General features: G+C 63.8%; 13 protein-coding genes and 1 pseudogene. 7 read left to right on the top strand and 7 right to left on the bottom strand.

Annotated features, from left to right (window positions below):
* Positions 1-88 precede the first annotated feature (88 nt).
* A complete protein-coding gene (locus tag FJ950_RS07765) occupies positions 89-6,442 on the top strand; it encodes a kinesin (protein WP_140616264.1) in 6,354 nt (2,117 codons plus the stop codon).
* A 124-nt stretch (positions 6,443-6,566) separates the two neighbouring features.
* Positions 6,567-7,171 (top strand): annotated as a pseudogene (locus FJ950_RS07760) (exonuclease).
* A 37-nt stretch (positions 7,172-7,208) separates the two neighbouring features.
* Here the strand turns inward: FJ950_RS07760 and FJ950_RS07755 are convergent.
* The 4 genes from FJ950_RS07755 to FJ950_RS07740 all read right to left on the bottom strand — a co-directional run bounded on the left by FJ950_RS07755 (position 7,209) and on the right by FJ950_RS07740 (position 11,286).
* Positions 7,209-7,787 (bottom strand): ABC-type transport auxiliary lipoprotein family protein, encoded by a 579-nt coding sequence (locus tag FJ950_RS07755; protein WP_246681287.1) that lies wholly within the window; start codon positions 7,785-7,787, stop codon positions 7,209-7,211.
* Between the two features lie 109 nt (positions 7,788-7,896).
* Positions 7,897-9,270, bottom strand: a complete 1,374-nt coding sequence (locus FJ950_RS07750) for an MlaD family protein (protein ID WP_140616260.1) — start codon at positions 9,268-9,270, stop codon at positions 7,897-7,899.
* Positions 9,271-9,284: 14 nt separating this feature from the next.
* Positions 9,285-10,094: an ABC transporter ATP-binding protein gene (locus FJ950_RS07745; RefSeq protein WP_023783273.1), complete on the bottom strand. Its 810-nt coding sequence runs from the start codon at positions 10,092-10,094 to the stop codon at positions 9,285-9,287.
* Between the two features lie 4 nt (positions 10,095-10,098).
* Positions 10,099-11,286 carry an ABC transporter permease gene (locus FJ950_RS07740; RefSeq protein ID WP_015317665.1) on the bottom strand — a complete coding sequence of 396 codons (1,188 nt, stop codon included), beginning with the start codon at positions 11,284-11,286 and terminating at the stop codon, positions 10,099-10,101.
* 77 nt (positions 11,287-11,363) lie between these two features.
* Between FJ950_RS07740 and dgcA the strand changes: the two genes are divergently transcribed.
* Positions 11,364-12,347, top strand: coding sequence for an N-acetyl-D-Glu racemase DgcA (gene dgcA / locus FJ950_RS07735; protein ID WP_140616258.1), 984 nt, complete (start codon positions 11,364-11,366; stop codon positions 12,345-12,347).
* Here the strand turns inward: dgcA and FJ950_RS07730 are convergent.
* Together FJ950_RS07730 and FJ950_RS07725 are read right to left on the bottom strand one after the other, a co-directional pair.
* Positions 12,318-13,532, bottom strand: coding sequence for an MFS transporter (locus tag FJ950_RS07730; protein ID WP_140616256.1), 1,215 nt, complete (start codon positions 13,530-13,532; stop codon positions 12,318-12,320). The genes dgcA and FJ950_RS07730 overlap by 30 nt on opposite strands.
* A gap of 130 nt (positions 13,533-13,662) precedes the next feature.
* Positions 13,663-14,445: a UDP-2,3-diacylglucosamine diphosphatase gene (locus FJ950_RS07725; protein WP_181171109.1), complete on the bottom strand. Its 783-nt coding sequence runs from the start codon at positions 14,443-14,445 to the stop codon at positions 13,663-13,665.
* A gap of 153 nt (positions 14,446-14,598) precedes the next feature.
* Between FJ950_RS07725 and FJ950_RS07720 the strand changes: the two genes are divergently transcribed.
* From FJ950_RS07720 to FJ950_RS07705, 4 genes are all read left to right on the top strand, one after another.
* Positions 14,599-15,378: an SDR family oxidoreductase gene (locus FJ950_RS07720; protein WP_140616252.1), complete on the top strand. Its 780-nt coding sequence runs from the start codon at positions 14,599-14,601 to the stop codon at positions 15,376-15,378.
* 175 nt (positions 15,379-15,553) lie between these two features.
* Entirely contained in the window at positions 15,554-17,878 is a 2,325-nt protein-coding gene (locus FJ950_RS07715) for an NADP-dependent malic enzyme (protein WP_140616250.1), read from the top strand.
* 193 nt (positions 17,879-18,071) lie between these two features.
* Positions 18,072-18,749, top strand: a complete 678-nt coding sequence (locus FJ950_RS07710; protein WP_140616248.1) for an outer membrane protein — start codon at positions 18,072-18,074, stop codon at positions 18,747-18,749.
* 143 nt (positions 18,750-18,892) lie between these two features.
* Positions 18,893-20,089: a DUF2865 domain-containing protein gene (locus tag FJ950_RS07705; RefSeq protein WP_140616246.1), complete on the top strand. Its 1,197-nt coding sequence runs from the start codon at positions 18,893-18,895 to the stop codon at positions 20,087-20,089.
* Here the strand turns inward: FJ950_RS07705 and FJ950_RS07700 are convergent.
* On the bottom strand, positions 20,007-21,380 hold the full coding sequence (locus FJ950_RS07700) for a glutamate--tRNA ligase (RefSeq protein ID WP_015317657.1): 1,374 nt from the start codon (positions 21,378-21,380) through the stop codon (positions 20,007-20,009). The genes FJ950_RS07705 and FJ950_RS07700 overlap by 83 nt on opposite strands.
* Between the last annotated feature and the right edge of the window lie 162 nt (positions 21,381-21,542).

Genomic DNA, 21,542 nt, shown 5'->3' with positions numbered 1-21,542 from the left:
TACGAGGGTCCATTTTCAGCCTCCTGCGCGGGGGTAAGACAAGCACAATTATAAGCCCCCGCGGCAGCTAGTACAGGGTAGCGAAGGCATGGCGAAGAAACCAACAACGACCAGAACTCTCGACAGCGACGTAGCCAGGGAACTCGAAAAAGCGCTCGATCTCGACCTGAGCGGCGATACCGATAGCGGCGACCTCGATATCGCGGCCTCGATGGAAGATCTGGAAGCGCAGATATCGCAGGCCGCCGACGAACTGGCACGCGAGGGACGCAATCAGCAGCCGGCGCCCGTCGTCAATCAGCCCCAGGCCGCGAAGCCCGCGCCAAACGCCAAGCCGGCCGAACTTCGCCCGGTTGACACGCGCAATGGTGGCCAGCCCGCCGGCTTCGCGCCAGCCAACGACGATCGTCAGAAAGATTACAAGACCCTTCTGCACAGCCTGAACAGGCGCGCCTCCAACACCATTTACTGGGTCATCGCCTTTGTCTCGCTTGCCTGGATCGCGGGCGCCGGCGGACTGGCGAACCTGCTTTTTGGACCGAGCATCTGGCGGATCCGCACGCTGGACCAGTTCTTCGCCCGCCCCGAACTGATCGGCCTTGCCGTCGCGGCTATCGTGCCTGTCATCCTGTTCTGGGCCTTCGCGACGATGATTCGCCGCGCTCAGGACATGCGCATCGCCGCGCAATCGATGACGGAAGTGGCCTTCCGCCTGACCGAGCCGGAAAACATGGCCCAGGATCGCGTCATGATGATCGGTCAGGCCGTCCGCCGCGAGGTGGCTGCCATGGGCGAAGGCATCGAACGCACCCTTGCCCGTGCCGTCGAACTGGAGACGCTGGTCCACAGCGAGGTCAACCAGATCGAGCGCTCCTATTCGGAAAACGAAACCCGCATCAGGTCGCTGGTCGACGGATTGGGCAGCGAACGCGAAGCAGTGGTCACCCATGCCGAACGCGTCCGCGCCTCGATCTCCGGCGCGCACGAGACGCTGCGCGATGAAATCGGCGCGGCAAGCGACATCATCCGTGACAGCATCCTCAACGCGTCGACCAAACTGTCGATGACGATCACCAATTCCGGCGACACGCTGATCGACCGCATCAACGAAAGCTCGATGTCGATCTTCGATTCGGTGGAGGGCCGGCTCGACAACATTACCGACAGGCTTTCCACCTCCGGCGAGGCTTTCGCCAGCCTGCTCGACACCCGTATCGCCAAGCTGACGGACACCACGGACGGCTTGACCCGTTCGTTGACGGACCTGCTCGACGATCGCACCACCGGCATGGTGTCGCTGCTCGGCGGCGCCGCGCGCACCCTCAATTCCGAGTTCGAGGCCAGCCTCAACGGCATCGAACGCACCTTGGCCGAACGCGGCCAGGCGCTGATCAGTGAATTTCAGACCCGCGCCGAAGCGCTGGACACCGGCACCCAGAAGCTCAATGCCGCGCTGGAAGCCCGCGCCCGCCAGATCAACGAAACGCTGGTCGAGCGCGCGCGCGAAATCGCCCACACCTTCGCCGAGAGCAAGGACACGCTGTCGGCCATGATCGATCAGGGCAAGACCCAGATCGGCGCCGACATGGCCGACATCGTCACCTCGACCTCTTCCATGCTCGAAGCGCGCGCCAGCGATTTCGCCGGCCGCATGGAGGCAGCCCGCCACGTCGTGTCGCGCTCCTTCGATGCCGACATCCAGCGGCTCGCCGACGCGCGCGTCGGTATCGAAGAAGCCGTCGAAAACCATAGCCGCAAGCTCTCCGAGAGCCGCGAGCGCATGGCGGCAGCCATGCAAGCGGACCTGGAGAAATTCGACGAAGGCCGCGCCGGCATCGATGCGGCGGTGACCAACCAGGTGCAGAGGCTGGCCGAAGGCCGCAGCCTGATAGCGCGTGCGCTCGAAGAAGACCTGCGCAAGGTCAACGAATCGCGTGCCGCCATCGATGCGTCGCTCGGCAGCCACCTCGAAAGGCTGGAAGAAGGCCGCAACCGGCTCTCACTGGCTCTCAACGAAGACTCCGGAAAATTGGTGCAAGCTCGTACCATCATTGATGAAATGGTGGCCGGGCATGTTGGAAAACTGGCCGAAGGCCGCAACATTTTGTCGCGCGCCTTGGAGGCCGATCTCGGCAAATTGTCCGAGAGCCGCGCCGACATTGACGGCCTTGTCGCCGGCCAGGTCGAGAAAATCGCCGAGGGCCGCGCGGTGCTCGCCAAGGCGCTGGAAAACGACATTGCCGGTATCAAGAACCTCATCGAGGCGCATTCGGCGAAACTGGCCGAGGACCGCACGCAGCTTGGCCGTTCGCTCGAAAGCGACCTGTCGGGGATACGCGGGCTGATCGACAGCCATTCGGGACGCCTGGCGGAAGACCGCGGCCTGCTGTCGCAGACGCTCGAAGCCGACCTCGCCAAGCTGGCCGAAAGCCGCTCCAGCATCGACGGTCTGGTCGCCGGCCAGGTCGAGAAGCTCGCCGAGGGCCGCGACATCCTCAAGCGTGCGCTGGAATCCGACCTCAATACGATCAAGAACGTCATATCGAGCCAGTCGGACAGGCTGGCCGAGGATCGCGGGCAGCTCTCACGTGTTCTGGAAGCCGATCTGCAGAATGTGAACAGCGTCATCGCCGACCACATGAACAGGCTGGTTCAGGATCGCTCGACCTTGTCGAAGGCGCTGGAGGACGATCTCGCCAAGCTGGCCGAAAGCCGCTCCGGCATCGACGGTCTGGTCGCCGGCCAGGTCGAGAAGCTCGCCGAGGGTCGCGACATCCTGCGCCGCGCATTGGAAGCCGACCTCAGCACGGTCAGAAACACCGTTGCCGATCAGTCCCAGAAACTGGTCGACGACCGCGCCCAGTTCGCCCGCGCGCTGGAGGCCGATCTCGAAACCGTCAACAGCCTTGTCAACAGCCACTCGGACCGACTTGCCCAAGAGCGATCGACACTGTCAAAGGCGCTTGAGGCCGATCTCGATGCTGTCAGCAGCCACGTCAGCAGTCACGCGGAACGGCTTGTGCAGGAGCGTTCGAACTTGTCGAAGGCGCTTGAGGCCGACCTTGAGACTGTCGGCACCCACGTCAACAATCACGCGGAACGGCTTGTGCAGGAGCGTTCGACCTTGTCGAAGGCTCTCGAGGACGATCTTGCCAAGCTGGCCGAAAGCCGCTCCAGCATCGACGGTCTGGTCGCCGGCCAGGTCGAGAAGCTTGCCGAAGGCCGCGATGTCCTAAAGCGTGCGCTGGAGGCAGACCTTGCCAAGCTGGCCGAAAGCCGCTCCAGCATCGACGGTCTGGTCGCCGGCCAGGTCGAGAAGCTCGCCGAAGGCCGCGACATTCTCAAGCGTGCTCTCGAAGCCGACCTGCAGAAGCTGACCGAAAGCCGCGGCGATATCGACGATATCATCGCCGGACATGTCGGCAAGTTGTCCGAAGGCCGCAACATGCTCAGCCGCGCGCTGGAAGATGATCTCGGCAAGCTCGCCGAGAGCCGCAAGGAGGTCGATCGTTCGCTGTCCGGCCACATCGACCAGATCGCGGCCAGGAGCACGGACATTTCCGCCGCGATCGCCGCCGATGTCGACAAGATCGAGCAGGCGTTCAGCCGCCAGACCGGCATCATCGAGGAACGCGCCGGCACCATGGAGCGCGCGCTCTCGACTGGTGTCGACAACGTCCGCAACGTGCTCGAGAAGAGCGCTGTCTTCGTCGCCGGCGCATTGCGCGAAAAGGTGTTGGAAGTCACCAGCACGCTGCACGAACAGGCCGGTGCGGCTTTCAGCGACGCCGATCGCAAGATCGCCGAGCGCGCCGAGCAGACGTCCGCCGCCCTGCTGGCCCGGGCCGAAGACATCGCCCGCACCTTCGAGGAGGCCGATCGTCGCCTCCACGCCCGTGCGGAGGATACGTCGAACGCCCTGCTCGCCCGCGCCGATGACACCTCCAGCTCGCTGCTGGCCCGTGCCCACGAAACCGCCGATCAACTCGCTGCCCGCGCCGGCGAGATCGCCGGCACCTTCGACATGGCCGACCAGAAGCTTGCCGCCCGCGCCCAGGAAACCGCCGATCAGCTGGCCGCCCGCGCAAGCGAGATTGCCGGCACGTTCGACGCGGCCGACCAGAAGCTGGTCGCCCGTGCCGTGGAAACGGCGCAGTCGCTGGCCGCCCGCGCCGGCGACATCCTGCGGAACTTCGAAAGCGCCGACCAGCGGCTCGGCATGCGCATCGGCGAATCCGCCGAGGCGCTCGCCGCCCGCGCGTCGGACCTCGGTCGTATCTTCGATGCCGCCGACCAGCATTTGGTCTCGCGCATCGCCGAGGGTTCGGACGCGCTGTCCAGCCGGGCATCCGAAATCGCCCGCATCTTCGACGACGCCGACCAGCGCCTGGTTTCGCGCATCGCCGACAGCACCTCGACGATCGGCGAGCATGCGCAGACCATTGTCGGCGCCTTTGCAAGCACCGAGCAGCGGGTCGCCGATCGCGCCCGCCAGACCGGTCAGGAACTGGCCGTGCACGCCCGCGAAATCGAGCAGGCACTTGCTGGCGCCGACGAGCGTCTTGCATCGAGCGCGGCGGCAGCGGCCGCCCGTGTCGAAGAACAGATCGCTGGGGTCGAAAACCGGCTCGCCTACACCACCGAGACGATGGGCCAGAAGCTCAACGAGCAGGTGTCGAGTGCCGAGGCACAACTCGTATCGCGTGCCAATGTGATCGCGGAAACCTTTACCGCGGTCGGACAACATATCGGCCAGAGCACCAATGACGCGGCCAAGACGATCGGCGCCAACACCCGCGAGCTCAACACCATGCTCGCGGCGCGGTCGGCCGAGATGTCGAAGATCCTCGACGAAACCGCGCGGCCTTTGGTCGAGCGCTTCGCCCAGGGCGGCTCGGAACTGCAAAAGAGTATGGAAGAGGTCACCGAACGCGCGACCGAGAAGCTGCGCAGCGAGAATGCAGCCCTGGTCAACGCACTGGCCAGCCGCACCGCCGAGACCTTGTCGGCGGTCGAAGGCGCCCGCTCGTCGCTGTCCGACAGCGTCGCCGATCTGATCGGCCGCATGACCGAGTCCAGCTCGCAGCTCGGTCAGCTGATCGAGCAGGCCGCGGTCAACCTCGGCGAGGTCGACGAACGTCTGACCGGCAGCACGCAAAGCTTCGCGGCGACCACCGAAAAGGCGGCGCAGACCTTTGCCAGCTCGGCGCGTCTGGTCGATTCGAACACGATGAGGCTGACGGAACTGTCGTCGTCGACCTTGCGCGAAGTCGCCTCGATCGCCACCAAGTTCGATGAACACAGCCGCTTGCTGGCCAGCGCCTCGGACCTGTTGAGCTCGGCCCAGAGCAACCTCGAACACACGCTGGAAAGGCAGTCCTCACTTGAGGACCTCGCCGTCGGCTTGGTCAAGAAGTCGGAAGATCTCGAAAGGGTCATGCGCTCGTTCGAAAATCTCGTCGGCCAGACCCTGCAGAACGCCGAGGGCAAGACGATGGAGTCCGCCGACAAGATCCGCAACGCCATCACCGACGTCGTCGATTCGGCAACCAAGCGTTTCGCCGATGCGACCGAGGAGATGCGGCGCACCGCGGGCTCGATCAAGAGTGAACTCGACCTCACCCGCGCCGAGCTCAAGAAGGGCGTCATCGAGATGCCGGAAGAGGCAAAGGAGTCGACATCGGCCATCCGCCGCGCGGTTTCCGAGCAGATCAACGCCTTGAAGGAGCTTTCGGACATCGTGGCGAAGTCCGGTCGTGGCGGCGACACTTCAGAACCGCGCCCCTTGCGTCCTGCGCCGCAGGCGCCGGCGGCACGCGCCGCCGAGCCGCCCCGTCGCGCCCCGGCACCGCAGGCGGATCTGCGCCCGCCACAGGCGCCACTGGGCGGCGCGGGACTGCGCGGCACGCTCGATCTGGAGCGCCCGGCTGAGGCAGCACCGCGCCAGCGTGCCACCGACGCCACTGCCCGCGCGCCGCAAGGCGGCTGGGTGCGCGATCTCTTGACCGCCGCGTCGAACGATGCCGAGCTCAGGCCGGCGGCTCCCCAGGCGCCAGCGGAAGCCCCGCGCGCGGCCCCTGCCCAGCGTTCGCCGGCACATGTCGTGGAATCGCTGAACTCGCTGTCCGTCGATATCGCGCGGGCCATCGACCACGATGCCTCGATCGAGCTGTGGAACCGCTACCGGCGTGGCGAGCGTGACGTGTTCACGCGCAGGCTCTACACGCTCAAGGGCCAGCAGACGTTCGATGAAATCCGCCGCAAGTACCAGGCGGAGGCCGAATTCCGCACCGCCGTCGACCGCTATTGCGACGATTTCGAGAAGCTGCTGAAAGATGTCTCGCGCAACGACCGCGACAACATCATGGCGCAGACCTATCTCACGTCGGACACCGGCAAGGTCTACACCATGCTGGCCCATGCAAGCGGCCGCCTGCATTAGGTGGTCGACAAGCCAAACCGAAAAAGGCGGGGGCTTGTCTCCCGCCTTTTTCTTGAAGGAACTGACTCGCCACCCGGAGACGGGTCCGGGTTTGATCTCGCTTTCCGGAACCGGATCCTGAGTTGTGAAGACGGCAATCATCTTCGACTGCGAATTTCTCTGCCTTGAGGGATCACAACGCCGATTCTGGTGCGCGGCCCATGATCTCGATCCGATCATTGCGCAGATCGGCGCGGCAGGCTCGGCCTCGAAGGTGATTCCCCGTGCTGGGCACGCACAAGGCCTATATCAGACCGGTCGACCGGTTTGGCGAGCGGTACACGCTCGATCCGTTCTTCACTGGACTGACCGGCATCACCGAAGAAATCATCGAGGCCGAGGGCATTGCGCTGAAAGACGCCCTGGCCGGCGTCGATAGGTTTTCCGCCGGAGCGCGGCTGTGGTCCTGGGGCAAGGACAAACTGAACATGATCGCCATCAGTTGCTATGTCGCGGGCATCAGGCCGCCTATCCCGGCCACCCGGTTCGACAATGCGGTCAAGCTGCTGGTCGCGGCCGGCATGCCGATCGAGGACCTGGCAAGGACGCCGAGCAACAAGCTTGCGGATTATCGAACATCCGCCACTGCAGGGGCATGACGCGCTCGACGATGCGCTGTCCGTAACCTACACCCTGCAGCACCTGATGAAGACTGGAAAGCTGCGGCCGGACACCTTCGACCGTCCGTAACCCGGAAGCGTTGGTGGAATCCCGGCGCGCCTGGCGCTCAGATCACCGAATCGGTCCAGCGAACGACCTGCTTGGCCGCATCGCCGAAGGCGGCGTCGAGCGCGCCGACATAGGCCGGGTTGCCGCTCCCCGAAACGGGTGCCGATGCGGTGAAGCTCTTGGAAGCCTTCACTTCCCCGTTGCGGTCGTTGAGCAAGCGCACGAACAGGTTGACCTCGGCATGTTCGCCGCCATTGACGCGCACTTCGAAGGACCGAACCTCGACGATGACCTGATAGTCGATCGCCAGCCCCTCGCCCGGCTTGCCGACGCCGGCAAAGCTGCCCGAGCGCTGGAATGTCTCGGCCAGCCGCGCCTGCACGATCAGCGGCAGGCGGTCGGCCCATTGCGCGCCCTTCAGATACTGGATCGAGCCGTCGGAGGGTTTGATGACGATGTTCTGGCTGTCCAGTGCCTTCAGCGCCGAAGGCTGGGCGATCAGGATTTGCTTGCGGCTGTGGCCATGCGCGTCGACCGACGGCGCCGACAGTTCGAACGTGTCGAGCGGTGCCGGCTTGCCGCCGAGCGCCGCGCAGCCGGCAACCGCCAGGACAAGCAGCACCGCAGCCGATTTCAACCCGCCCGTTCCAAGCCTACTCAATCTCACGCGTGATCCCCGTTATCCCCTGATCGCAAGATCAACCCGCATTCACGAGCACTGTTCTTGCGGCGGGCCGATGCCGAAGTCAACGCCGCGCCCTGCCGTCGAACTGCCGAACCTCGCCGTCGCCGCCCGAAAGGATGCGCTGCGGATTGCGGCTGAGATCGGTCACCGCCTCCTCGATGCGGTTGATCGAGCGGCGGCTATCCTGCACCAGCGCCTCGACATTCTGCAGCCCCTGGCCCGAGAAGCGCGCCAGATTGTCGGTGATAACCCCAAGCCGGGCATTCAGCGTATCGGCGACCTGCTTGAACGATTTCAGCGTATCCCTGGCGTCGGCCATCACGCCGTCGGCCTGGCCCGAGCCGAGCAGCTTGTCGACCTTGGCGAGAATGCCGTCGACCCGCACCGAGGCGTCGTTGAGCCGTTGCGCCAGCTGCCTGGCGTCCTTGATCGTCTGGTCGATGTCGTCAGCCCGATTGGCGATCTTGCCGGTCACCTCCGCGATATCGGCAGCCGCCTTGTTGGCGCTGTCGCTGGCCTTCTGGATGTTGGCGAGCGCTTGGCGCACCTGCGCCGGATCGATGCCGTCGAGCACGCCGTCGACCTTGGCCAGCGTGCCTTGCGTCTGCTTGGCGAAATCGTTGACCGATCCCACCGCCGTATCGACATTCCTGATCACACCGTCCAGCTGCTGCGAGGTTTCCTTGAGGTTCCCCGTCACCGCATCGACATTGGCAACGATGCTCTTGATCTTGTCCTTGTCGACGGCATTCAGCAGGCCTTCCGCTGCCTTCAACGTGCCGTCGAGCTTGCCTGAAACGCCTTTCAGCTCATCGGACAGCGCGCTGACGGCGGACAGGAATTTGTCGATCCCGTCGGAATTCCTGGCCAATGCGTCGGAAAACGTCTGGACGTTTTGGACGGTCTGCGTCAGCGGCCCGCGTACGTCCTTGGTGAAGCCTTCCAGCTCCGACAGCACCTTGTCGGCGCGGGTGAAGATGTTTTGCGCCGTCTGCAGCAGATTGGTCACGGCAGAAGGATTGGCGACGATCTCGGCGACCTTGCCTTCCTTCTCGGCCCGGTCGAGCAGCTTGACTTCCTTGGGGTCGGCGCCCTTGAGTTCGATATTGGCCTGCCCGGTGAGGCCGGCGAGGCCGATATCGGCCTGCGTCGACTTGGTGATCGGCGTCATCCGGTCGATCTCGGTGTCGGCGATGGCGACAGTCGGATTGTCGACGTCGATATAGACGCGCTTGACGTCGCCGACCTTGACGCCGTTGAACAGCACGAAGCTGCCGCGGCCGAGACCAGAGGCCGAGCCCGGAATGCGCACCCGCAGCAGCGTCGTCTCGCCCCTGTCGCCGATCGCCGCCGTCCAATAGACGAAGGCGAACGCCGCCAGGATCGCAACCAGCGTGAAAATGCCGACAATGACGTAGTTGGCTCTGGTTTCCATTGCTTCACTTATGGCTATGCACGTGCGGCAAGATCAAGTTGCCGTGCGCGTTTTCCGCGGAAATAGGATTTTACCCACGGCTCCTCGCTCTTCAGCATGTCGTCGATCGTGCCTTCGACCAGCACCTTTTTCTTGCCGAGCACCGCCACGTGGTCGCAGGCGGTAAACAGCGTGTCGAGGTCGTGGGTCACCATGTAGACGGTCAGATCCATGGTGTCGCGCAGCTTGACGACCAGTTCGTCGAACTCCGCCGCGCTGATCGGATCGAGACCTGACGTCGGCTCGTCGAGAAAAACGATGTCGGGGTCGAGCGCCAGGGCGCGGGCAAGTGCCGCGCGCTTGATCATGCCGCCGGAGAGTTCGGAGGGAAACTTCTGCGCCGCATCCGGCGGCAGTCCGACCAGCTCGATTTTCAGCAGCGCCAGTTCGTCCATCAGCTTTCTTGGCAGATCGAGATATTCGCGCATCGGCACCTGCACGTTCTCCATCACGGTCAGCGCCGAAAACAGCGCCCCATGCTGGAACAGAACGCCAAGACGCATGTCGATGCGCAGCCGCTCGAGATCGCTTGCCTTGTCGACGTCGACGCCAAACAGTTTGATTGTTCCCGACTGCTTGGGCATCAGTCCGAGAATGGTTCGCAACAGCACGGACTTGCCGGCGCCCGAGGCACCGACGAACCCCAGTATCTCGCCGCGCTTGATGTCGAGCGACAGTTTGTCGAGGATCAGCTTGTCGTCGATGGCAACGGTGACGTCGTGCACCGAAAGCACGATTTCGCTCTCGTCCGGCGCCTCAGTCGTGATTCCGTTTCCCTTTGCCATGTTACTAGAACTGGATCGCTGCGTAGAACATGGCGAAAAGCCCGTCGAGAATGATGACGACGAAGATCGACTTCACCACCGAAGCGGTCACGTGCTGCCCGAGCGATTCGGCACTGCCGCCGACCTTCATGCCCTCGACTGAAGCGATCGTGCCGATGATCATGGCCATGAACGGCGCCTTGATCAGCCCGGCGAAAATCGTGCTGAGATCGATTGCGACACGCAACCGGTCGATGAAGGCAGCGGGGGGGATATCGGAGTAGAGCCAGGCCGCGACAATGCCGCCGCCGAGCGCGGCGAAATTGGCGATGATCGTCAGGCAGGGCAAGGCGATCACAAGGGCAACCAGACGTGGAAAGACCAGGACGCCGATCGGATTGAGGCCGATGACCTTCAGCGCGTCGACCTCCTCGCGCATCTTCATCGAGCCGATTTCGGCGGTGATCGCGCTGCCGGAGCGGCCGGCGATCATGATTGCCGTCATCAGCACGCCGAGTTCGCGCAGGATCAGCACGCCGACCAGGTCGACGACGAAGATGTCGGCGCCGAAGTAGCTGAGCTGATAGGCACCCTGCTGGGCGACGATGGCGCCGACGATCGCCGACATCAGCACCACCACGGGGATAGCGCCGACGCCCATGCGATCGATCTGGTTGAAAATCGCCGCCGGGTTCACGGCATGGCCACGGCCGAGCTTCATCTGCGCGCCGCGGATGGTGGCGCCCAATATGTTCATCGAGGCGAGGAAATCGTCGCGCATCTCGTAGACGCGCCGGCCCACCGCCTCCAGTGCCCGAATGACAATGTTGGGCGGTCCCGCCGGTCCGGCTTCGGGTTCGCGCCGGACGGCCTCGCTCACCGCTTCGAGCAGGATGGAAGCGACGTCACTTTGGCCTTGCAGCCTTACCTCGACGTTCTTCTTCTCGAAAACGCTCACCAGCCGGTCGATCAGCCAGGCGCCGGCGGTGTCGATCTTCTCGATTTTCGAAAGATCGAGCGCCAACATCTTGAAACCGCTTCGTTTCTCGATCTTGCGCATCTCGGCGTCAATCAGCGCCACCGTCCGCGTCGTCCAGATCCCGGAGAACGCACAGCCGAGGACCCCATCCTCCTCGCCGACCGCGACGCGCGGGTCGTGGTCGGCCCCCGAGGCGGTCGTGCCGCTTGCGTCGCGTTTGCCGATGGTCAACATGGCGTCCTGTTTAGCCTGATGGGTCCGACCTTGTCGATTTGCCGACAACCCTTCTCGCATAGCCGGAGCAGAAAAATATGGCGCGTGTCATTTCGGTCGAGGCCGAACGTTTTCCGATCGCCGGGACCTTCACCATTTCGCGCGGCTCCAAGACTGAGGCCGAGGTCATCACCTGCACGATCAGCGACAACGGCCATGTCGGTCGCGGCGAATGCGTTCCCTACAAGCGCTATGGCGAGACCATGGACGGCGTGAGCGGCGCGATCGCGGCGATGCGCGACCGGATCGCCGGCGGAATGGACCGTGCCGCCCTGCTCGACGCAATGCCTGCCGGAGCGGCGCGTAACGCCATAGACTGTGCCCTGTGGGACCTTGAAGCCAAGATCAGCGGCAATCCGGTGGCGAACGCAATCTGGCCGGCCCCTTTGCATCAGCTCGAAACCACCTACACGCTGTCGCTCGGCGAACCGGAGGCGATGGCGGCGCAGGCCCGCGCCAATGCCGGCAGGCCGCTGCTGAAGGTCAAGATCGGCGGCGACAACGACGCCGCCCGCATCCAGGCGGTGAGGCAGGCGGCGCCCGGGAGCCGATTGATCCTCGACGCGAATGAAGGCTGGACCGACGACAACATCGTCGCGAATCTCGCTTTTGCCGCGAAGCAAGATATCGCCTTGATCGAGCAGCCGCTGCCGGCGGGCCGTGACGGCATCCTGCGCCACATAGCCCATCCGGTGCCGATCTGCGCTGACGAGAGCGTCCATGAAGCAGGAAACCTCGAGGCGCTTGTCGGCCTCTACGACGCCGTCAACATCAAGCTCGACAAGTCCGGCGGACTGACGGCGGCGCTCACCTTGCGCGACCGCGCCCGTGAGCTGGGTTTTGGCATCATGGTCGGCTGCATGGTCGGCACGTCGCTGGCAATGGCGCCGGCGGTGCTGCTCGCGCAAGGAGCGGATTTCGTCGACCTCGACGGCCCGCTGCTGCTTGCCCGGGATCGTGTGCCGGGTCTCGTTTATCAGGGATCGCTCGTCTCACCCCCGGACCGGGCTCTGTGGGGCTGAGCGCGCGGCAAACCCGATCAGCATAAGGCCGACGATCGCGATCGGGATCATCGCCAGGAATCCATCGACACCGAGACGGTCATAGAGCGGGCCGGAAACAAGCGTAACGGCGGCCATGAAGAAGCCGTTGAAGAAATAGGCGATGCCTTGCGCGGTACCCGTGCGCTCTTCGGAGACGGTCTCGCCGATCATTTTCTGCAGGCCGATCAGCACCATTGCGACAGACACCGAATGCAGCGACTGCACGGCAAAGAAGCCGGCGATGCCGAGGCCGAGCGGCCATATCAGTGGAAAGATGATCCAGCGCACAACGGAGCCGACGCCGGCAATCACCATCACCTTGACGACAGACACGGAGGCGAAAATGCGATTGAAAAACAAAAACATGCAGACTTCCGACACCACGCCCCACGCCCACAGCAGGCCGACAACGGAATCGCTGATGCCGATCGATTTCCAATAGATGGAAACGAAACCGTAGAGGAAGGCGTGGCTGGCTGTAATGATGCCGACGCCAAGGGTGAAGGAGAGGAAATAAGCGTTGAACAGGCTTGGCGCCGCATGCTGGATTTCCACTGCCGACAGCGGCGAGGCCTTTCGCGGCCGTCCCATGCGCGGTGCCAGCAGGCCTGCGATGAGTGCCGCGCCAAGGGCAAGGAATATGATCACCGGAACGGCTCCAGGGCCGCTGGCCGCCAGGATGAAACCGCCCGCGACATTGGCCAGGAGATAACAGATCGACCCCCATTTGCGCATGCTCGCATAATTGGCCCCGAAGCGGCGCACACCCGAAAGCGCCAGCGAATCGGCGATCGGCGAATGTGGCGTCCAGACAATGGTCAGCACCAGCGACACCGCCAGCACCGTCGCGTATGTCGGGGTCAGGAAGTATCCCGCGGAGAGCAGCAGCGATGCGGCGACGAGCACGACATAGACATCGGCGCGGTCCCTGGCTCGATCGGCAAGTGTGGTCAGCAGCGGCGTCGTTATTACGCGCAGGAACATCGGCGCCGCCAGGATGACGGCGATCTGCTCGGCATGAAACCCCTTGGCCTGCAACCAAAGCGGGAAATAGGGCAAATGGGTGCCAAGCGATATGAACAACGTGCCGAAGATCAGGCTCATGCGCAGTTCAAAACGGCTCGGCTTCACGAGTTGTTCGGGCGAAAGCGGTGGCAGCGGCATGAATCGATCCAATGACGCTGCGCTCAACGACTGGCGAGCAGCGCAAGCCGATCCTTAACATGAGCAAAAACCGGGCGAAACCGGCTGGACCAGTCGATTAACACCGGAAATTGCAGGGCCCGCTTCCGCCTCAGGCCGCCTGCACCACCCTGTCCTCGATCAGCAGCGGGATGAAGGGCTCGTCAAGCGCTTCAGGCAATACATGCGCCCAGGTCAGGATTTCCATGCGGCCGTCGAAATGCTCGACCACGGCGGTGCAGCTCTCCACCCAGTCGCCGGTGTTGATATATTGTACGTCGCCATAGCTTTCGATGGCGGCATGGTGGATATGCCCGCAGATGACGCCGTCGACATGCGAACGTCGCGCTTCCTCGCTGAGCACTGTCTGGAACGAGCCGATGAAGTTCACCGCCTTCTTGACCTTGACCTTGGCCCAGGACGAAAACGACCAGTAAGGCAGGCCGAGCAGCTGGCGCAGCCGCGTGATCACCCGGTTGACCTGCATGGCGGCGTCGTAGGCATGGTCGCCAAGATAAGCGAGCCAACGCTGGTTGTGGACGACGGTGTCGAACTGGTCGCCATGGATGACCAGCAGCCGCCGGCCATCGGCGGTTTCGTGGATGGCGCGGTCGGCAACGACGATGCCGCCGAAATGCACGCCCTGGAACTGGCGGGCGAATTCGTCGTGATTGCCGGCGATATAGGTGATCGAGGCGCCCTTGCGCGCCTTGCGCAGCAGTTTCTGCACGACGTCATTGTGGCTTTGCGGCCAATGCCAGCTGCGCCTCAGGCGCCAGCCGTCGACGATATCGCCGACCAGATAAATGATGTCGGCGTCGTGGTAGCGCAGGAAGTCGATCAGGAAATCGGCCTTCGCCGCCTTCGAGCCCAGATGGACATCGGAAATAAACATGCTGCGGAAAGTGCGGGGCTCTTGGCCTGACATCGCGGATTCACCCTTGCTTTCGAGCAGCCTATGCCCCGATTCATGCAACAACCGTATGACGGTTGCGATTGGTCCAGCGCTAGCGCTAGCCTGCCGGGCAAATCAAAGGAGAAAATCGTCATGGATCTCGGTATCCGCGGAAAGAAGGCCATCGTCTGCGCTTCGAGCAAGGGGCTTGGCCGTGGCTGCGCCATGGCGCTGGCCGAGGCGGGCTGCGACATCGTCGTCAATGGGCGCAATGCGGAGCTGGTCGCGAAAACCGCCGCGGAGCTGCGCCAGCGCCATGGCGTGACGGTGATGGAAGTCGTCGGCGACGTTTCGAAGCCGGAGATACAGAAAGCGCTGCTCGCCGCCTGTCCGGAACCCGACATCCTCGTCAACAACAATGGCGGACCGCCATTGCGCGATTTCCGCGAACTCGATCGCGGCAAAATCCTCGAAGGCGTGACCCAGAACATGGTGACGCCGATCGAACTGGTGCAGGCGGTCATTGACGGCATGGCTGCGCGCGGCTTCGGGCGCATCGTCAACATCACCTCGCTATCGGTTTATGTCCCCATACCCGGCCTCGACCTGTCATCGGGCGCGCGCGCCGGCCTGACCTCGTTTCTCGCCGGCGTGGCGCGCACGGTGATCGAGCGCAACGTGACCATCAACAGTCTCTTGCCCGGCAAGCTCGACACCGACCGGCTGCGCGGCCCGCATGAGGCTGGCACGCCGGAGGATCCCAAGGCGGCCGCGGCGCGCAAGACCCGCATCAGTGCCGACGTGCCGGCCAAACGGCTCGGCACGCCGGAGGAATTCGGCCAGATCTGCGCCTTCCTCTGCTCGGTCCATGCCGGCTACCTGACCGGGCAGAATATACCCGTCGATGGCGGTCTCTACGTCAGCGCTTTCTGACCGAAATGTCGGCAAAGCGGCGGGAAATACCCGGCATGCAACAGCCGTAAGTGCCTGACATCTAGAGATCTTCGACGCGCTGGCGCTTAAAGCTGCCGGCGCGTCAATTAGCGTCGCGAAAAACCTTGGCCTCATGCTAAAAGGACTCCCGAAGCAGGTTTCGAGGAGCGGCCGCATGGAAGGCGAGAACAAGAAAACGGCACGTTCGGACCTCGACGAAGCCGCGCTCTATTTCCACAAGCACCCGACGCCGGGAAAGCTCGAGATCCAGGCGACCAAGCCGCTCGGCAACCAGCGCGACCTGGCGCTCGCTTATTCGCCCGGCGTCGCCGCCCCTTGCCTCGAAATCCGCGACAATCCGGCGACTGCCGCCGACTACACGGCGCGCGCCAACCTGGTCGGTGTCGTATCAAACGGCTCGGCCGTGCTCGGCCTCGGCAATATCGGGCCGCTCGCCTCCAAGCCGGTGATGGAGGGCAAGGCGGTCCTGTTCAAGAAGTTCGCCGGCATCGACGTCTTCGATATCGAGATCGACGCGCCGGAAATCGAGCGCATGGTCGAAACCGTCGCCGCTCTGGAGCCGACCTTCGGCGGCATCAACCTCGAGGACATCAAGGCGCCGGAGTGTTTCGAGGTCGAGGAACGCCTGAAGGCTCGCATGAGCATACCGGTGTTCCACGACGACCAGCATGGCACCGCCATCATCGTCGCTGCCGCCGTGCTCAACGGACTGGAATTCGCCGGCAAGACCGTCTCGGACATCAAGGTCGTCACCTCCGGCGCGGGTGCTGCCGCCCTTGCCTGTCTCAATCTTCTCGTTTCCCTCGGCGTGCGCATCGAGAACATCTGGGTCACCGACCGGTTCGGCGTCGCTTACAAGGGCCGTGTCGATGAGATGGATCGTTGGAAAGACCCTTATGTGAAGGACACCGACGCGCGCACGCTGGCCGATGTCATCCCGGGCGCCGATGTTTTCCTCGGTCTCTCAGCCGCCGGCGTGCTGAAGCCGGAACTGCTGCAACACATGGCACCGAAGCCGCTGATCCTGGCGCTGGCCAATCCCAATCCGGAGATCATGCCGGAAGTGGCGCGCGCGGCCCGTCCGGACGCTATGATCTGCACCGGACGGTCCGATTTTCCCAATCAGGTCAACAATGTGCTTTGCTTCCCCTACATCTTCAGGGGTGCGCTCGACTGCGGCGCCAGCGCCATCAACGAGGAGATGAAGATGGCGGCGGTGCGGGCCATCGCCGCCCTTGCCCGCGAAGAGCCTTCCGATGTCGCCGCGCGCGCCTATTCCAGCGAGACGCCGGTCTTTGGCCCCGAATTCCTGATCCCCTCGCCCTTCGATCCGCGCCTCATCCTGCGCATTGCGCCGGCGGTGGCCAAGGCAGCCTGCGACACCGGTGTGGCAACACGGCCGATCACCGACTTCGCCGCCTATATCGACAAGCTCAACCGCTTCGTCTTCCGCTCCGGCCTGGTGATGAAGCCGGTGTTCTCTTCCGCCAAGGCCTCCAGCGCCAAGCGCGTCATCTACGCCGACGGCGAGGACGAGCGCGTACTGCGTGCCGCCCAGGTTGTGCTTGAGGAAGGCATCGCGGAGCCGATCCTGATCGGCCGCCCGCACGTCATCGAGGTCAGGCTGAAGCGCTATGGCCTGCGTATCAAGCCCGGGGTCGATTTCGGCCTGATCAACCCGGAGGACGATCCGCGCTACCGCCACTATGTCGACCTCCTGATCGAACTCGCCGGCCGCCGCGGCGTGACGACGGAGGCCGCGCGTACCATGGTGCGCACCGACAACACGGTGATCGCCGCACTTGCGCTGAAGCGCGGCGATGCCGACGCCATGGTCTGCGGCCTCGAAGGCCGTTTCGAGCGGCATCTGCGCAATGTGACGCTGATCATAGGGCCGCGCACCGGCATCAAGGACCGGGACCTGTCCACGCTATCCATGCTGATCTCGCAACGCGGCATCATCTTCCTTACCGACACCCACGTCTCCGTCGACCCGACGGCCGACGAGATCGCCGAGATGACCGTGCTGGCGGCGGAAGAAATCCAGCGTTTCGGCATCGAGCCGAAGGCGGCGCTCTTGTCGCATTCGGATTTCGGCTCGCGCGATTCGCCGAGCGCCCTGAAGATGCGTCAGGCCGCGGCGATCCTGGCGCGCATCGCGCCGGAGCTGCAATGCGACGGCGAAATGCACGCCGATTCCGCTTTGTCGGAGCATCTGCGCCAGCGCGTCTATCCGCATTCGCGCCTGAAGGGCGAAGCCAATCTCCTGGTGTTCCCGAACCTCGATTCGGCCAACATCACGCTGACGGCGCTGCGGGCCATGATGGATGCCTTGCATGTCGGCCCCATCCTGCTCGGCACCGACAAGCCGGCGCACATATTGACTCCCTCGGTGACCTCGCGCGGTGTGGTCAACATGACGGCGCTGGCGGTGGTCGAAGCCGCGCATAAGGCCCAGGCGATCGCCAATCTGGACTGAACCGGCGGTCGCGATCGGATTGATCCGGCCCCGATTGAGGTGTGGTGGCGACGCGCCACGGACCGCATTGGCGGGATCGAGTGTTGCGAGCCGACAACTCTTAACCGAGTAATCCGGCATCGGACGAATGCGGATTTCTCGGACCGGGTCAATTTGATATGGTCACACCGTCTGATCGGGCGGTGAAAATGTCATGAGAGCCCTGTTGCTCGCTTCGGCAATGCTGACTGTGATTGGCGGACAGGCGTTCGCCGCCGACGCCGTCGGGCTGGGCCCGGCCGCGCATGACTGGTCCGGCGTCTATGTCGGCGGGCATCTCGGCTATGGTTTCGGCAAAACCGACGCGACCTACAACCTGCCAAATACGCCAGCGATCCGGGGCACGCAGGACTACGACATCGACGGCTTTCTGGGCGGTGTCCAGATCGGCTACAATTACCAGGTCAATTCCGCGGTTCTGGGGATCGAGGCCGATATTTCGGGCGCCGATATCAAGGGGCATTCCGACGAGGTCAATGTCGGCGGAGGCGATGTCTACGACACCAGGGTGGATTGGTTCGGATCGATCAGCGCCAGGGCAGGCTATGCGTTCGGCAGCACCCTTGTCTACGGGACCGGCGGCCTCGCTATCGGAGGTGTCGAGAACCAGTATCTCGATGGCCCGGCCGACAGCTATTCCGAAAAGAACACCAAAATTGGCTGGACGATTGGCGCCGGGCTGGAGCAGGCAATCACCGATCATTGGTCGGCAAATGCCGAATACCGATATGTCGACCTGCGGGATCAGACGATCAACTACGCGCCCAACTCCAATACGACTTTCGACAACACGTTCAGTACCGTCAGGATCGGGATGAACTACAAGTTCTGATGGCCCACCCGGCCATTGCCGGACTGATGGGCACACCGAATGCGCGCGGCTTTTTTCAGCCGGCAACTAAGCAACTTCCGAAATAGACGCTTAACCGCGAACAGGGTAGCCTTGGGGACCACAGGCAAGCGGGATCGAGGCGGATGGCGAGCGGAGGTTTGAAGCAGGCGCATGCTGCCGTGCTGCTTGGCCTTCTGCTGTCCGGCGCCGTGGTCAGCGAGCCGCAGGCCGCTTCGCGGGTCTGCCGTCAACTGGAGGCCGAGCTCGCCGCGGCTTCGCGTGGCGGCGGCGGTCCGGCAATGATCCGCAAATACGATGCGGCCATCTACCGGCAGCGCGAACAGATCTCCAAGGCCCGCAGCCAGGCGGACAATGCCGGTTGCGGGTTTTCACTATTTTCCCGCAACATCAACCGGTGTGCCGGGCTCAACGCCACCATCGAGCGCATGAGCGCCAATCTCGACAGTCTGCAAGCCAAGCGCGCCCAACTCGGCGGCGGCTCACGCCGCGATCGGGGCCGTATCCTGGCGGCGCTCGATGCCAATGACTGCCGTGACGATGCGGTGTCCTCCCGCCGCGAGCCTCCGCTGGAAGCGAATCGTGAAGATGGAGGCAATGCCAATCTCTTCGACCAGCTTTTCGGCGGCGACGACCGCCAGATCGATACATTGGACCAGCCTGACGATTCCGGGGAGGAACGCGATGTCGGCCGCGTCCTGAACCAGCCCGGCAGTCCGGACGTTGCGAGCAGCGGCGGCGAGTTCCACACCAGTTGCGTGCGCACTTGCGACGGCTATTTCTTCCCCATGTCGAATGCCGCCTCGGCCGGCGATTTCGAGCGCGACCAGAAGAATTGCGAATCGGCCTGCCCCGGCACCGAGATGCAGGTCTTCTATTCGCGCGGCATGGACGATGATTCGGCATCGATGATGTCATCGGTCACCGGCAGGCCCTACGGCGAATTGCCGACCGCCTATCTCTACAAGCAGCCCGACATGTCGCGGCCGCCCGCGTGCGGCTGCAACGCCGCGCAGAATTTCCAGATCATTGGCGGCAACTCGCCAAGCCCCCAACAGTCACAGCCCGAACCGGAAGCGGCACCGCTCGTTCCGGTGCCGGCCTTAAAGCCCGATCCGGGTGCCGACCCGGAGACCCTGGCCAACAGGGACGGCGGGCTCGACCGTGAGGCCATCAAGCGCCTCTCGGCCAAGCCTGTGACATCGCCGGTTTCTGCCGTGCCTCCGGACCAGCGCAAGGTCAGGGTCGTCGGGCCAACGTTCCTTCCCGACCCATCAGGGGCAATAGATCTGCAAGCTCCGGCCCCGAAGGCAGTCCAGTAAGGGCAAGCCTGAGCGGCATGAACAGCGCCTTGCCCTTGCGGCCGGTCGCTTCCCTGATCTTGCCGGTCCAATCCTTCCAGACCGTCCCGTTCCACGGCTCCTCAGGCAGGAGATCGAGCGCCTGGTGCAGAAAATCGCGGTCGTCGTCGGAAAAGTCGGGCTTCTCCCGCGGCCCTTCGCGCAGGACGCGCCACCAGGCAACCGCATCGGCTAGTCGGTCGAGATTGCCGCGCACCGCCAGCCAGAATGGTTCGGCCTGTTCGCCGGAAATGCCCAGCACCATCAGCCGGTCCCGCGCCTCGTCGAACGGCATGTGATGCAGCAGCACCCGGTTGAGCACGAACAATTCGGCCGGATCGAACTTGGAGGACGATTTCGAGGTCGCGGCCGGGTCGAAATGGCCGGCGAGTTCGGTCAGGTCATGCGCGGCCGCGACATTCTCCGACGTGCCGACCAGTACGGCCAGCGAAGCGACGGCCATCGGCTCGATGCCGTCTTCACGCAGGCTCTCGATGGAAAGTGCGCCGGTGCGCTTCGACAGCCCCTCGCCCGAGACGGTGGTCAGGAGATTGTGGTGGCCGAAGACGGGCGGCTCGGCACCCAGCGCCTTGAACAGGGCGATTTGCACGCCGGTGTTCGTGACATGATCGTCGCCGCGGATGACATGGCTGACACCCATCTCCATGTCGTCGACGACGGAGGGCAGCGTGTAGAGATAGGTGCCGTCCTCACGCACCAGCACCGGATCGGACAGCGAGGCCAGATCCACCATCTCCTCGCCACGCACCAAATCGTCCCAGCGGATCTCGGTGCGCTCCGGCTGCAGCGGATCGCCGGAGAAATTGGGCAGCAGGAAACGCCAGTGGGGCCGGCGTCCATCGGCCTGATATTCGGCCACCTGCTCTGTCGTCAGCGCCAATGCCTCGCGGCCATAGACCGGCGGCAGGCCCCGCGTGCGGCGCACCTTGCGCCTGAGATCGAGTTCTTCCGGCGTTTCGTAGCAGGCGTAAAGAACGCCCGCCGCCTTCAGCCGCTCCACCGCCGCGTCATAGATTTCGAAGCGCCGCGACTGATACTCGGTGGCATCCGGGAAAATGCCCAGCCAGTGCAGGTCGTAAAGGATGGCGTCGGCGAATTCCTGCTTCGAGCGGGCGATGTCGGTGTCGTCGAAGCGCTGGATGAAGCGGCCCTTGTTGTTGAGGGCAAACAGCCAGTTGAACAGAGCGGTGCGCGCATTGCCGATATGGATGCGGCCGGTCGGTGACGGGGCGAAACGAACGGTAACTGTCATGAGCGGGGCGTACCGGATGCCTTTATGATTGACAAGATGCGCCCCCGCGCCGTGCCGCAGACATAGAACATGGCGGCTGGAATGAAAAGACCGGGCCGGCACGCCTCAACTGGCCCAAGGCCCCGCCGTGAGAGGGCAAGCAGCCGGCGGAGCCGACGAATA

This window comes from Mesorhizobium sp. B2-3-14 (assembly GCF_006442175.1).
Classification (GTDB): domain Bacteria; phylum Pseudomonadota; class Alphaproteobacteria; order Rhizobiales; family Rhizobiaceae; genus Mesorhizobium; species Mesorhizobium australicum.
The sequence above is the reverse complement of the archived record's forward strand: the minus strand, read 5'-3'. Positions and strand labels throughout refer to the sequence as shown.